The 12,747-nt window shown below is 77.3% G+C and carries 15 protein-coding genes; 9 read left to right on the top strand and 6 right to left on the bottom strand.

The genetic code is table 11. The features are described from left to right. Positions 1-38: 38 nt before the first annotated feature. Together ACI6QG_RS04415 and ACI6QG_RS04410 are read left to right on the top strand one after the other, a co-directional pair. Positions 39-185 carry a hypothetical protein gene (locus ACI6QG_RS04415; protein ID WP_407023352.1) on the top strand — a complete coding sequence of 49 codons (147 nt, stop codon included), beginning with the start codon at positions 39-41 and terminating at the stop codon, positions 183-185. 7 nt (positions 186-192) lie between these two features. Beyond that, positions 193-1,107, top strand: coding sequence for a tyrosine recombinase (locus ACI6QG_RS04410; RefSeq protein ID WP_407023420.1), 915 nt, complete (start codon positions 193-195; stop codon positions 1,105-1,107). Here the strand turns inward: ACI6QG_RS04410 and ACI6QG_RS04405 are convergent. Genes ACI6QG_RS04405 through ACI6QG_RS04395 form a run of 3 tightly spaced genes read right to left on the bottom strand, consistent with a single transcriptional unit; the run spans position 1,075 to position 4,147 of the window. Beyond that, the gene (locus tag ACI6QG_RS04405; protein WP_407023351.1) at positions 1,075-2,037 is read right to left on the bottom strand and encodes an NAD(P)H-dependent flavin oxidoreductase; all 963 of its coding nucleotides are present in this window, start codon (positions 2,035-2,037) and stop codon (positions 1,075-1,077) included. The two genes, ACI6QG_RS04410 and ACI6QG_RS04405, sit on opposite strands and share 33 nt — an antisense overlap. Next, the gene (locus ACI6QG_RS04400; RefSeq protein ID WP_407023350.1) at positions 2,034-2,990 is read right to left on the bottom strand and encodes a tripartite tricarboxylate transporter substrate-binding protein; all 957 of its coding nucleotides are present in this window, start codon (positions 2,988-2,990) and stop codon (positions 2,034-2,036) included. The genes ACI6QG_RS04405 and ACI6QG_RS04400 overlap by 4 nt, the downstream gene beginning before the upstream one ends. After that, complete coding sequence (locus ACI6QG_RS04395) at positions 2,987-4,147, bottom strand: acyl-CoA dehydrogenase family protein (protein WP_407023349.1); 1,161 nt, start codon at positions 4,145-4,147, stop codon at positions 2,987-2,989. The genes ACI6QG_RS04400 and ACI6QG_RS04395 overlap by 4 nt, the downstream gene beginning before the upstream one ends. A 120-nt stretch (positions 4,148-4,267) precedes the next feature. On the opposite strand from ACI6QG_RS04395, the gene ACI6QG_RS04390 reads away from it, so the two are divergent. From ACI6QG_RS04390 to ACI6QG_RS04360, 7 genes are read left to right on the top strand one after another with little or no spacing between them, the layout of a single operon-like run. Further along, positions 4,268-4,675, top strand: coding sequence for an ATP-binding protein (locus ACI6QG_RS04390; protein ID WP_407023348.1), 408 nt, complete (start codon positions 4,268-4,270; stop codon positions 4,673-4,675). A 31-nt stretch (positions 4,676-4,706) separates the two neighbouring features. Further along, positions 4,707-5,030, top strand: a complete 324-nt coding sequence (locus tag ACI6QG_RS04385; RefSeq protein ID WP_407023347.1) for an STAS domain-containing protein — start codon at positions 4,707-4,709, stop codon at positions 5,028-5,030. Between the two features lie 49 nt (positions 5,031-5,079). Next, positions 5,080-5,784, top strand: a complete 705-nt coding sequence (locus ACI6QG_RS04380) for a CheR family methyltransferase (protein ID WP_407023346.1) — start codon at positions 5,080-5,082, stop codon at positions 5,782-5,784. After that, complete coding sequence (locus ACI6QG_RS04375; RefSeq protein WP_407023345.1) at positions 5,777-6,679, top strand: hypothetical protein; 903 nt, start codon at positions 5,777-5,779, stop codon at positions 6,677-6,679. The genes ACI6QG_RS04380 and ACI6QG_RS04375 overlap by 8 nt, the downstream gene beginning before the upstream one ends. After that, positions 6,676-7,683, top strand: a complete 1,008-nt coding sequence (locus tag ACI6QG_RS04370) for a chemotaxis protein CheB (RefSeq protein ID WP_407023344.1) — start codon at positions 6,676-6,678, stop codon at positions 7,681-7,683. The genes ACI6QG_RS04375 and ACI6QG_RS04370 overlap by 4 nt, the downstream gene beginning before the upstream one ends. Beyond that, a complete protein-coding gene (locus ACI6QG_RS04365; protein WP_407023343.1) occupies positions 7,680-8,318 on the top strand; it encodes a response regulator in 639 nt (212 codons plus the stop codon). Before ACI6QG_RS04370 ends, ACI6QG_RS04365 begins: the two co-directional genes overlap by 4 nt. Then, positions 8,315-10,630, top strand: a complete 2,316-nt coding sequence (locus ACI6QG_RS04360; protein ID WP_407023342.1) for a chemotaxis protein CheA — start codon at positions 8,315-8,317, stop codon at positions 10,628-10,630. Before ACI6QG_RS04365 ends, ACI6QG_RS04360 begins: the two co-directional genes overlap by 4 nt. Before the next feature lie 18 nt (positions 10,631-10,648). Here ACI6QG_RS04360 and ychF read toward each other — a convergent pair whose 3' ends face one another. Genes ychF through pth form a run of 3 tightly spaced genes read right to left on the bottom strand, consistent with a single transcriptional unit; the run spans position 10,649 to position 12,744 of the window. Further along, a complete protein-coding gene (gene ychF, locus ACI6QG_RS04355) occupies positions 10,649-11,743 on the bottom strand; it encodes a redox-regulated ATPase YchF (protein ID WP_407023341.1) in 1,095 nt (364 codons plus the stop codon). A gap of 12 nt (positions 11,744-11,755) precedes the next feature. Further along, on the bottom strand, positions 11,756-12,181 hold the full coding sequence (locus ACI6QG_RS04350) for a hypothetical protein (protein WP_407023340.1): 426 nt from the start codon (positions 12,179-12,181) through the stop codon (positions 11,756-11,758). Beyond that, positions 12,178-12,744 carry an aminoacyl-tRNA hydrolase gene (pth, locus tag ACI6QG_RS04345; protein WP_407023339.1) on the bottom strand — a complete coding sequence of 189 codons (567 nt, stop codon included), beginning with the start codon at positions 12,742-12,744 and terminating at the stop codon, positions 12,178-12,180. The genes ACI6QG_RS04350 and pth overlap by 4 nt, the downstream gene beginning before the upstream one ends. Positions 12,745-12,747 lie beyond the last annotated feature (3 nt).

Genomic DNA, 12,747 nt, shown 5'->3' with positions numbered 1-12,747 from the left:
CAGGCCGCGCCGCCTGTGAGGGGATGCCCCGTCTTCCGATGTTCCGCCGCCCCTTCCTGCTGATCCTCCTCGTGCTGCTGGGCGCCCTGCTGGCCGGCCTGCTGGCGCTGGGCGCCTTCCCGCCCGCCGTGAACCAGGCGCCCGTGGAGCGCGTGCTGCCCAACGACCGCTTCCAGGTCCGGTAGCGCCACCCTGGCCGCCCACCTCCTCGACGCCTTCCTGGAGATGATGGCGGCCGAGCGGGGCGCGGCGCGCAACACCCTGCTGGCCTACCGCAAGGACCTGGAGGACTACCTGGCGGCGCACGACCCGCTGCGCGCCGACGCCGCCGCGCTGCGCCGCCACGTGGCCGGCCTGGCCGCCCAGGGGCTGGCGCCGCGCACCCAGGCCCGGCGCCTGTCCTCCCTGCGGCAGTTCCACCAGTTCCTCGCGCGCGAGCGCCTGCGCGCCGACGACCCGACCGCCCTGCTGGACAGCCCGCGCCTGCCCGCACCCCTGCCCAAGCCGCTGACCGAGGCGGAGATGGACGCGCTGACCATGGGCGCGGCCTCCCTGCCCGACCGCCAGGCCGCCACCGCCCTTGCCGCCATCGAGCTGCTCTACTCCGCCGGGCTGCGGGTGACCGAGCTGGTGACGCTGCCCGCCGGCGCCCTGCGCGGCGAGCAGCCCCTGGTGGCGGTGCGCGGCAAGGGCGGCAAGGAGCGCCTGGTTCCGGTGTCCCGCCGGGCGCGCGAGGCGGCGGCGATGGCCCGCACCGACCTGCTGGGCCGCGGCAAGGGGCGGCCGCAGGCGCAGAAGTGGCTGCTGCCCTCGCGCGGGGCGGCCGGGCACCTGACGCGCCAGGGCGTCGGCCTGCTGCTGAAGGAGGCGGCGAAGGCCGGCGGGCTGGACCCGGCGCGGGTTTCGCCGCACGTGCTGCGCCATTCCTTCGCCACCCACCTGCTGAGCCGCGGCGCCGACCTGCGCGCCTTGCAGACCCTGCTGGGCCACGCCGACATCGCCACCACCCAGGTCTACACCAAGGTGATGGAGGAGCGGCTGCGCGCGGTGGTGGAGGAGCACCACCCGCTGGCGCTACAGCCGCGCCGCCAGCCCGCCGAGGATTGAGCGAGCCTCCTCGCCCATCCGCCGCACCACCGCGCCGGCCGGCGGCAGGTCGGAAATCAGCCCGACGCATTGCCCGGCCCAGACATAGGCCTCGTCCAGCGCGCCCGCCTCGACGCCGCGCGCATTCGCCTCGCCGGCGATGAGCGGCAGCAGCTCCCCGCCCGCCGCCTCGGCCGCGATGTTTTGGCGCGCCTCCGCCGCGACGATGGCTTCCGCGTGCGGCGAGCGCAGCACGCGGCCCGGCTGGCCGATGCTGCGCTTGATCAGCATCGTGTCCTCCGGCGCCGCTTCCAGCAGCGCCCGCTTGTAGGCGTCATGCGCCTGCGCCTCCTGCGTGGCGACGAAGCGCGTGCCCATCTCCACCCCCTCGGCGCCCAGGGCCAGGGCGGCGGCCAGCCCGTGCCCATCGGCGATGCCGCCCGAGGCCAGCACCGGGATGGACACGGCGCGCACCACGCGCGGCACCATCACCAGCGTGGTTTCCTCGCCGCGGCCGATATGGCCGCCGCCCTCGAAGCCCACGGTGGCGACGAGGTCGGCGCCCGCGCCCTCCGCCTTGCGCGCCAGCTCCGGCCCGGCGATCAGCACCAGGGTCCTGGCCGCGCCGTTGATGCGGCGGATCCAGGGCGCCGGGTTGCCGGCGGTGAGCGCGATCACCGCCACGCCCTCCTCCAGCGCCACCTCCAGCAACGGCGTCACGTCGGTGCGGCCCAGCGGGAAGTTGACGCCAAAGGGGCGCGGCGTGGCGGCCCTCACCTGCCGGATGGCCGCGCGCAAGGCCGCGGCGTCCAGCCCCACCGTCGAGAGCTGGCCCAAGGCGCCCGCCGCGCTGACGGCGGCGCAGAGCGCCGGCCCGGCCACCCGTGCCAGCCCGCCCTGCACGATGGGCCAGTCCAGCCCCAGCATCTCCGTCACCCGCGTGCGGATCATTCGGCGGTCGCTCCCGTCGCGCGCACCAGGGCGGACCAGCGCTCCACCTCCGCGCGGACGAAGGCGCCGAACTCCGCCAGCGCCAGGCCGGAGGGGATGGCGCCCATGGCGCGGATGCGCGCGGCGTTCGCCTCCTCGCGCAGCGCCGCCTGCACGATGCCGGCGGCGCGCTGGAGGATGGCCGGCGGCGTGCCGGCCGGCGCCATCAGCGACTGCCACGCCGTCGGCTCGAAATCCGCCCAGCCGAGCTGCGCGCCCAGCGGCGCGATCTCCGGGAAGTCCGGATGCGCGGCGCGCGAGGAGATGCCGAGCGCCCGCAGCCGGCCTTCGCGGATGAAGGGGGATTGCGGCGGCAGGTTCTCCAGCGTCGCGTCCACGCGCCCGGCCAGCAGCTCCGTCACCGCCGGCACCGAGCCGCGGAAGGGGATGTGCGTGCCGCGCACCCCGGCCCGGCGCAGCATGTCCTCCATCGAGAGGTGCGGGTGCGTGCCCACCCCGGCCGAGCCATAGGTGATGCCCTCGGGCCGGCGGCGCGCCCAGTCCAGGAACTCCGCCGCGCTGCGGGCGGGGTTGGTGGGGTGCACCGTCAGCACGTTGGGCACCATGGCGATCGCCACCACCGGCGCGAAGTCCCGCAGCAGATCGAAGGAGAGGCTGCGGTAGAGCGTCTGGTTGATCGCCGCCGCCGCCGCCACCACGGCGAAATGCTGCCCATCGGCAGGCGAGCGCGCGACGGCCTCCATGCCGATGTTGCCGCCCGCACCCGTGCGGTTCTCCACCACGAAGGTGCCGCCGGTGGCCGCGGCCAGCGCCTGCGTGGCGAAGCGCCCCAGCGTGTCCGAGGCCCCGCCCGGCGCGAAGGGCGAGACGATGCGCACCGGCCCGGCGGGCCAGGATTGCGCGCGGGCCGGCAGCGCCAGCAGCGGCGCGGCGAGGACAACACGCCGGTTCATCGCAGCATCTCCTTGGCGATCAGCAGGCGCTGCACGTCGGAAGCGCCTTCGAAGATGCGCAGCAGGCGCACGTCGCGGAAGAATTGCTCCACCACGCTCCCGCGCATGTAGCCCATGCCGCCATGCACCTGCACCGCGCGGTCGGCCACGCGGCCCACCATCTCGCTGGCGAAGAGCTTGCAGCAGGCGATGTCGCCGATCAGCGGGCCCACCGCCTCGCCGGCCGCGTCGAAGGCGCGCGCTGTTTCCAGCACCATGGAGCGCGCGGCCAGCAGCTCGGCGCGGCTGTCGGCCAGCTGGGCCTGGACCAGCTGGAACTCCGCCAGCGCCTGGCCGAATTGCCGCCGCTGCTTCGCGTAGCCCAGCGCCTCGTCCAGCAGGCGCTGCGCCTGGCCGACGCAGGTGGTGGCGACGTGCAGCCGCGCGTGGTTGATGCCGCGCATGGCGGTCTTGAAGCCGCCGCCCTCGCGCCCGCCGACCAGCGCCGTCTCCGGCACGCGCACGGCGTCGAAATACACCTCGCTGGTGGCGCTGCCGTCCTGGCCCATCTTGCGGTCGGCGGCGCCCATGGTGATGCCGGGCGTGTGGCGCGGCACGATGAAGGAACTGATGCCCGCCGCATCGCGCGAGCCCGGTGCCGTGCGCGCCATGACGATCAGCACATCCGCTTGCCGGGCATTGGTGATGTAGCGCTTGGTGCCGGTGATGACGAACTCGGCGCCATCGCGCACCGCCGCCGTGCGCACGCCGCCGGCGTCGCTGCCGGCCTCGGGCTCCGTCAGGCAGAAGGCGGCGGTGCACTCGCCGCTGGCCATGCGCGGCAGCCATTCGGCGCGCTGCGCCTCGGTGCCGTTGTACAGAATGGGCTGCGAGCCCAGCCCGATGGTGGTGGAGAAGCGGGCGCGGAACACGGCGGAGGCGTAGGTGACCTCCATCATCACCCGCACCTGCTGCTCCATGCTCAGGCCCAGCCCGCCGTATCGCGTGGGGATGGAGATGCCGAACAGCCCGGCTTCGCGCAGTCGCTGCGTGATGTCCTCGGGCAGGGTCTCCGTGCCCTCCAGCCGGGGCTCGGCGGGGATCAGCCGCTCGCGCACCAGGCGGCGGATCGTGCCCAGGTATTCCTCGAAGGCGTCGGCCTGCACCATGCCGTCCATCGGCGCTTTCTCCCCGCTTGCTTTGGGGGAAGCTTGGTGCATCGCGGCACCATCCCGCAACCTCGCCCCCCGACTCCCCGGCTTGCGGCGCGGCGCCGGGCTTGCCAGCCTGGGCGCCGCATGACCGCCTTCGCCCTTCAGCTGCCCGCGACGCTGGCCAGCGTGACCGCCCTGCAGGATGCGCTGGAGGCCTGGGCCGAGGACGCCGACATCCCCAACGCCGCCGCCATGCGCCTCGCCCTGGTCGCGGAGGAACTGGCCGCCAACGTGGCGAGCCACGCCGCGGGCGCCAGCTTCTTCCGCCTGGAGGCGACGCCGCGCCCCGGCGGGCTGGACGTCGCCTTCACCGATGACGGCCCGGCCTACGACCCCCTGGCCAGCGCCGCGCCCGACACCGCGGCGCCGCTGGAGGAGCGCGACCCCGGCGGGCTGGGCGTGCACCTGGTGAAGCAGATGACGGTGGGGGCCCGCCATTCGCGCGAGGCGGGCCTCAACCGGCTGACTTGCACCTTGCCCTTGCCCGGTTGAAAGTCGCGCCGAATCAGCGAGAGGCCGCCCGATGGAGATCACCGAAGCCCAGGAATCCGGCCGCGCCGTCGCGGTGCTGGACGGCCGGCTGGACACCGCCACCGCCCCGATGACCGAGGCGAAGCTGACCGAGATGCTGAAGCAGGGCGGCGTCATCGCCGACCTCGCGGCGGTGCGCTACGTCTCCTCCGCCGGGCTGCGCGTGCTGCTGAAGGCGGCCAAGCTGGCGAAGGAGGCCAAGGTGCCCTTCGCCGTGGTCGGCCTGCAGGCCCCGGTGCGCGAGGTGTTCGAGATCAGCGGCTTCGACAAGATCATCCCCGCCTTCGCCACCCGCGCCGAGGCCGCCGCCGCCTGAGGGCGGCGTTGCCCGCCGCCACGCCGCGCTGCACCCCGGGCGGCCGGGCGTGAGCGGCGGCGTTTCCGCCGGCCTCGCGCTGCTGGCCGGCCTCGCGCCGTCGCCGGTGCTGGACGGGCGGCTGGACCGCGTGCCGGCGCTGGCGGCGCGCTGCGCCGCGGCGCCCCCCGCCCTGGACCACCCCGACTGGGCCGCCTTGCTGGACGCGGTGACGGTGCAGGAGACCCGCCTGTTCCGCCACCCCGCGCAGTTCGCCGCGCTCGACGCCGCCCTGGCCGCGCGCCCGCCCGGCCCGCTGCGCCTGCTGTCCGCCGGCTGCGCCACGGGCGAGGAGGCCTGGAGCCTCGCCGCCCTCGCCCACGCCCACGGGCCGTCGGAGGTGCTGGGCCTCGACCTCTGCCGCCCCGCCCTGGCCACCGCGCGTTCCGGCCAACTGGGCCTGGTGCTGGGGGACCCGCTGGAATGCGTGCCGCCGGCCGCGCGCCGGCTGTTCGCCGATGGCGCCGTCGTGCCGGCCTTGCGGCCGCTGGCGCGCTTCGCCCGCGCCACCCTGCTGGCGCCGCCCCCCGGCGCTTTCGATGTGATCTTCTGCCGGAATGTGCTGATCTACCTGCATGACGCGGCGCGGGAGGCGGTGATGCGGAACCTGGTCGCGGCCCTGCGCCCCGGCGGGCTGCTCGGCCTGGGCCCGACCGACCGCGCCCCCGCCGCCCTGCGCCCCCTGGGCTGCTCGCTGTGGCGCCGCGATGGCTGAGCCCATTCCCCTGCCCGGCGGCGGCGCCGTGCTGCTCGAAGGCGGCCGGGCGACCATCCTGCCGCAGGCCCCGCCGCCCCGCCGGACGGAGCGCCCACGCGCCGAGCCGCTGCCCCTGCCGCCCGCCCCGCGCCGCCGCGCCGGCTTCGCCGCGCTGCACCTGATGCTGGGCCGGGCCAGGCTGGCGGTGCCCGCCGCCCTGGCCTGGCGCATCCATCCCTTCACCGCGCCCACCCCGCTGCCGGCGGCCCCGCCCGGGCTGCTGGGGCTGGCGGTGCTGGGCGGCGCGCCCCTGCCCGTGCTGGCCTGGCCCGGCGCGCCCGGCGCGCCCGAGGCCGCCCACCTAGTGGAACTGCGCAACGCCGGGCGCCGCTTCGCCCTGCCGGCCGCCCGCGTCTCAGCCGGGCCGGAGGGCGGCGGCCCTTTCCTGGCCTGGCTGGAGCGCGAGGCCGCCCCCCTGCTGGCCCTGGCGCCCGCCGCGCAGCCCGCCGCCCCCGCCCCTGCCATCCCCACCCGGGCCCTGGTCGCCTTCATCGCCGGCGGGGTGGAGGCCGCGCTGCCGGCCGAGGCCGTGCTCGCCGCCCTGCCGCCGCAATCCCCGGCCCCGGTGCCCGGCGGCGCCGTGGCCGCGCATCGCGGCGAGGTGCTGCCGGTGCGCGACGCCGGGCCGCTGCTGGGCGGCCCGCCCACCCCGCTGCCCGCGCCGCTGCTGCGGCTGGCCGGGCCGCCCGGGCTGCTGGTGCTGGTTTCCGCCGTGGCCGGCGTGCGCCACCTGCCGGCCGCCGACCTGCACGCCCTCGCCCCCGGCGGGCTGCTGGCCGCGCTGGCCCTGCAGGGCGCGGCGGCGCTGCCGGTGCTCTCGGCCGCCGCGCTGGCGCAGGGGGGCCGGGCATGAGCATCGCCGTGCTGGTGGTGGACGACAGCGCCTTCATGCGCCTGGCCCTGCGCCGCATCATCGAGGCCGATGGCGACCTGCGCGTGGTGGGCGAGGCGGCGGACGGCGCCGCCGCCATCGAGGCCGCGGCGCGGCTGCGCCCGGCGGTGGTGGCGATGGACGTCGAGATGCCCGTGCTCTCGGGCATCGAGGCGACGCGGCGCATCATGGCGCTGCCCGACCCGCCGGCCGTCGTGATGGTGAGCAACCACACGCAGGAGGACAGCCCAGCCGCCCTGGCCGCCCTCGCCGCCGGCGCCAGCGACTACGTCAGCAAGGAAACCGCGCTGGGCACGCCGGACCTGGGCCACCTGGACAAGGAGCTGCGCGACCGCCTGCGCCACTGGGGCCGGCGCCACCGCCGCGCCGCGCCGCCGGTGGCCGCGCAGCCGGGCGCCGCCCCCGCCGCCGCGCCGCGCCTGATCCTGCTGGTGGCCTCCACCGGCGGGCCGGACGCGCTGGAGGCGGTGCTGCGCGCCTGCGGCCCGCCGCCGCTGCCCACCGTCATCGCCCAGCACATGCCCGAAAGGTTGGCGCCGGAGCTGGCGGCGCACCTGGCGCGCCGCGCCGGCGTGCCGGTGCGCGTGGCCGAGGACGGCGCGCCGCTGCGCGCGGGGGAAGCCGCGCTGCTGCCCACCGACGCGGTGCTGCTGCGCCAGGGCGATGGCTTCGCCCTGCGCCTGGCGCCGCGCCGCGACGGGGTGGTGCACCCGTCCGCCGACCTGCTGCTGGGCTCGGCCGCCCTGCTGGGCCTGCCCTGCTGCGCCGCGGTGCTGACCGGCATGGGCGAGGACGGTGCGGAAGGCGCCGCGCGCATCGCCGCGGCCGGCGGCACCGTGCTGGTGCAGGACGCCCGCACCGCCGTGGTGGCCGGCATGCCCGAGGCCGCGCGCGCGCGGGTGCCGCAGGCCCCGGCGCTGACCCCGGAAACGCTGGGCGCGCACCTTGCCCGGCTGGCGCCGTGACCGCGCTGGACGAGGAATTGCGGGCGGCGCTGCGCCCCGAATGGGCCGCCGATTGCGGCGCCCTGGCCGCCGCCCCCGATGCCGCGGCGGCGCAGCGCGCCCTGGCCCGGCTGCGCGCCATGGCCGGCGGGGTGGGCCTGGACGCGCCCTTTCCCGCCGCGGACGCGCCACTGGAAGCGCTGCGCGCCGCCGCCCCCGCCCTGGCCGGCGTGCTGGAGCCGCCGGCCGCCGCCGCGCCGCTGCGGGTCCTGGTGGTGGATGACAGCCGCACCATCCGCCGCCTACTGCGCGAGGTGCTGGACGCCGACCCCGCCCTGGCCTGGGCCGGCGAGGCCAGCGACGGCGCCGAAGGGCTGCGCAAGCTCGCCGCCCTGGCGCCGGACCTGACCCTGCTGGACCTGGAGATGCCGGTGCTGGACGGCATGGGCTTCCTGGCCGAATGGGCGCTCGTCGGCGGCGGGGAGGTCATCATCGTCTCCTCCGCCGCGCCGCCGGGCAGCGCCACGGCGCTGGAGGCGCTGCGGCGCGGCGCGCTGGCCTGCGTGGCCAAGCCCTCCGGCGCCCTGTCGCCCGACCTGGCGGCACGGGCCGGCGACGCCATCCGCGCCGCCTGCCGCCTGGCGCGCGCGCCGTGACGCCCGACGACCCCCTGTTCGCCGAGTTCCTCGCGGAATCGGCCGAGCACCTGGACGCGCTGGAACAGGGCCTGGCCGGCGCCGCCCCGCTGGACGGGCTGTTCCGCGCCATGCACAGCTTGAAGGGCATGGCGAACGCCCTGGGGGCGCGCGGCATGGGCACCCTGGCCCACGCGGCGGAGGAACTGCTGGGCCAGGCCCGCGCCGGCGCCCGCGCGCTGGACAGGGCGGCGCGCGAGGCGCTGCTGCGCGCGGTGGACGCCCTGCGCCTGCAACGCGCCGCCCTCGCCGAGGGCCGCGACCTGCCGGCCGACCCGGCGGCCCTGGCCGCCCTGTCCGGCGCGCCGCCCCCCGGCGCGGCGCCCCCGGTGGCCCCCGGCGCCGACCCGCTCCGGCTCTCCCTCGCCTCGCGCCTGGGGGCAGAGATGCCGCGGCCCTCGCCCACCCTGGCCGGGGCGGCGCGGGAAGCGGGGCTGCCGGCGCTGGGCCGGGCGCTGGACGCCGCCGGCACGCCCGGCGGCTTCGGCCGGCTGCGCATCCTGCTGGCGCTGCTGGAGGCGCAGACCGGGCTGGATTGCGGCAGCCGCCACACCCTGCCGGGCACGCCCGACCCCGGCGCGCTGCTGGCCGCGCTGGACGGGCCGGACGCCAGCGCCGCCGCCCGCGCCTTCGCCGACGCCGCGCACGCCCATGGCGACGCCGCCGCCGAGGCGCTGGGCCGGCAGGTGCAGGACGCCGCCGCCCGCGGCGAGGCGCTGTCCCGCTTCCGCGCCGCCTTGCAGTCCCCCGTGCTGCGGCCGCTGGAGGCCGCGCCGGCCCCGCCGCCGCCGCCGCTGACGCCTTCCCTGGCCGCCGCCCTGCCCCCGGCCGCCCATGCCCGCGCCGCGGCGGCGCTGGCGCAGGGCCGCCGCATCTGGCGGCTGCGCCTCGCCGCCCTGGCCATCGCCGAGGCGGTGGCCGAGAGCTTCCTGCTCCGCGCCGGCGAGGCCCTGGCGAGCGCCGGCCCGCCGGCGGCGCTGGACCTGTTCTTCCTGAGCGACCTCGCCCCCGGCGAGCTGGCCGCCCTGCGCGCCGAGCTAGATCCCGAGGGCGCGGCGCTGCTCGACCTCGCCGCCGCCGACGCGCCGCCGCCCGCGCCGATGCTGCGCGTCCGCCAGGACCGCATCGACGCCGTCATCGCGCTGGAGGCGGAGCTGCGCGCCGCCACCCTGGCCCTGACCGAGAGCCTGTCCGACCCCGCCGCCACCGAGGCGCTGGAAGCGCTGGCCCTGATGCAGCGCGGCCTGCCGCCGGCCGCCGCCGCCCGCGTCGCGCCCATCCTGGAGCGGCTGCGCGCCACGCGCCTGGCCGCCGAGCGCCACGCCGCCCGCCTGCGGCTGACGCTGGGCCAGCTGGACGAGGCGGTGCTGGAGCTGCGGGTGGTGCCCTTCGCGCAGCTGGCCCAGCGCCTGCAGCGCCCGCTGCAGCAGGTGGCCGGGCCGCAGGGCAAGCCGGTGGAGCTGGTGGTGGAAGGCGGCGAGGCGACGCTGGACCGCTCGCTGGCCGACCTGCTGGCCGACCCGCTGCTGCACCTGGTGCGCAACGCGGTGGACCACGGCATCGAGCCCCCGGCGGAGCGCGCCGCCGCCGGCAAGCCGCCGGCCGCCACCCTGCTGCTGCGCGCCGAGCGCCGCGGCGGCCGCCTGCGGGTGACGCTGCGCGACGACGGCCGCGGCGTGGACGAGGCCGCGGTGCTGGCCCGCGCCGCCGCGCGCGGCCTGGTGCCGCCCGGCGCCCGGCTGGAGGGCGAGGCGGTGCGCGCCCTGCTGTTCCTGCCCGGCTTCTCGACCCGCGAGGCGGTGAGCGAGGTGTCGGGCCGCGGGGTGGGGCTGGACGTGGTGCAGGAAGCGGCGCGGCGGGCCGGCGGCACGGTGCGGGTGGACAGCGCGCCCGGCCAGGGCACCACCTTCATCCTCGACCTGCCCTTGAACGCCGCCATCCAGCCCGTGCTGCTGGTGGAGGCCGGCGGCCACCCCTACGCCCTGCCGGCCAGCCGTGTGGAAAGCGTGCTGGAGCCCGGCCACCTCGCGCCCGGCACCCCCGCGCGCTCGCTGGAGGCGCTGCTGGGGCTTACTGAGACAGAGCCCGGCGCGGTGGTGCTGCTGCGCCGGCCCACCGGGCCGCTGTGGCTGGCGGTGCCGCGGGTGGGCCGGCGCACCGACCTGCTGCTGAAGCCCCTGCATCCCGAGCTCGCCGGCCGCCCGGGCGTCGGCGGGGTCGGCGTGCTGGGCCATGGCGAGGCGGTGCTGCTGCTGGAGCCGGACGAGCTGTAGCGCCCCGGCCCCGCGCCGTCAGACGTTGAAGCGGAACAGCATCACGTCGCCATCCTTGACGACGTAGTTCTTGCCCTCGACGCGCATCCGGCCCGCTTCCTTGGCGCCGGCCTCGCCACCCAGCGCCACGTAGTCGTCGTAGGCGATGGTCTCGGCGGCGATGAAGCCGCGCTCGAAGTCGCCGTGGATGACGCCGGCGGCCTGCGGCGCCGTCATGCCGCGGGTGATGGTCCAGGCCCGCGTCTCCTTGGGGCCGACGGTGAAGTAGGTGATGAGGCCCAGCAGGTCGTGCCCGGCGCGGATGACGCGGTCCAGGCCGGAATCCGCCAGCCCCAGCCCTTCCAGGAATTCCGGCCGGTCGGCCTCGTCCATCTGGGCGATCTCGGCCTCGATGGCGGCGCTGACCACCACGGCGCTGGCGCCGCTGGCCTTGGCGAAGGCCAGCACGGCCTCGCTGTGGCGGTTGCCGGTGGCGGCGGCGCCCTCCTCGACGTTGCAGACGTAGAGGACGGGCTTGGTGGTCATCAGCCCCAGCTTGGCGGCCGCCATCTCCTCGCCCTTCGGCACGGCGGTGCGGGCGGCGCGGCCTTCGCTGAGCGCGGGGATCAGCGCCTCGACCAGCGAGAGCTGGGCGGCGGCCTCCTTGTCGTTGCCGCGCGCCTTCTTCTGCAGGGCGGGCACGCGCTTCTCCAGGCTGTCCAGGTCGGCCAGCATCAGCTCGGTCTCGATGATCTCGCGGTCGCGCAGCGGGTCCACGCTGCCTTCCACGTGCGTCACGTCGCCGTCCTCGAAGCAGCGCAGCACGTGGACGATGGCGTCCACCTCGCGGATGTTGGCCAGGAACTGGTTGCCCAGCCCCTCCCCCTTCGAGGCGCCGCGCACCAGCCCGGCGATGTCCACGAACTCCAGGCTGGTGGGGCTGATCCTGGCGCTCTTGCCGATGGCGGCCAGCCGGCCCAGCCGCGGGTCGGGCACCGCGACGCGGCCGACATTGGGCTCGATGGTGCAGAACGGGTAGTTGGCCGCCTGGGCCGCCACCGTCTGCGTCAGCGCGTTGAACAGGGTGGACTTGCCCACGTTGGGCAGGCCGACGATGCCGCAGTTGAAACCCATGGAAGGTGGTCCTCAGTCCAGCGCGGCCACCAGGTTCTGCACCCGGATGGCGGCGGCGATGCGCGCGGAGGCATCGTCGGTGGGAAGCGAGAGCGCGGCGGCGCGCAGCGGCTGCGCCAGGGTGGCGGCGGGCAGGCCCAGCGCCTTGGCGGCCGCGGCCAGGGCGGCGGCGTCGGCGCCGCCGGCCAGCAGGGCGGCGGCCTCCAGCAGCAGCACGGCGCGCATCGCCGCCTCGCCCGCCGCGTGGGCGGCGGCGCGGGCGCGGCGCACGTCGGACAGCACGCCGGCCTCCGCCGGGCCGGGCAGGCAGGCGCGCAGGGCGGCGGCGGCCTGCGCCTCGGTGGCGGCGAAGCCGCGCAGCGCCTGGGCCAGCGCGGCGTCGGCGTTCACCAGGTCGGCCGCCGAGGGGCCGCCGAACATCTCGTCCTCGAAGTTCATCGGGTCGCCTCCGCCACGCGGGTCATGAAGTCCTCGGCGCGGCCCTCGGCCAGCAGGGGCGCGTGGTCGGCCAGCGCGTCGAGCAGCGGCGCCACCCAGGCCTCGTCCTTGGCGAAGTTGCCCAGCACGTGGCCGGTGACGCGCGCCTTGTCGCCCGGGTGGCCGATGCCCAGCCGCACCCGGCCGAAATCGGCGCTGCCGAAGGCGCGCTGCATGTCGCGCAGGCCGTTGTGCCCGGCGGTGCCGCCGCCCTGCTTCACCCGCACCTTGCCGGGCGCCAGGTCCAGCTCGTCATGCCAGGCGGTGACGTCGCGGGGCGGGATCTTGTGGAAAGCGCAGGCGGCCTGCACGGCATCGCCCGAGGCGTTCATGTAGGTCTGCGGCTTCAGCAGCAGCAGCTTGCCGCCGCCCAGCGCGACCTCAGCGGCCTCGCCCTTGAACCTGGCCCGCCAGGGGGTGGCCCCATGGCGCCGGGCGATCGCGTCCAGCGCCATGAAGCCGATGTTGTGCCGCTGCCGCGCGTGCTCCGTGCCCGGGTTGCCCAGGCCGACCCACAGGCGCACGGC

Source organism: Sabulicella flocculans (assembly GCF_045449635.1).
GTDB lineage: Bacteria > Pseudomonadota > Alphaproteobacteria > Acetobacterales > Acetobacteraceae > Roseococcus.
The sequence above is the reverse complement of the archived record's forward strand: the minus strand, read 5'-3'. Positions and strand labels throughout refer to the sequence as shown.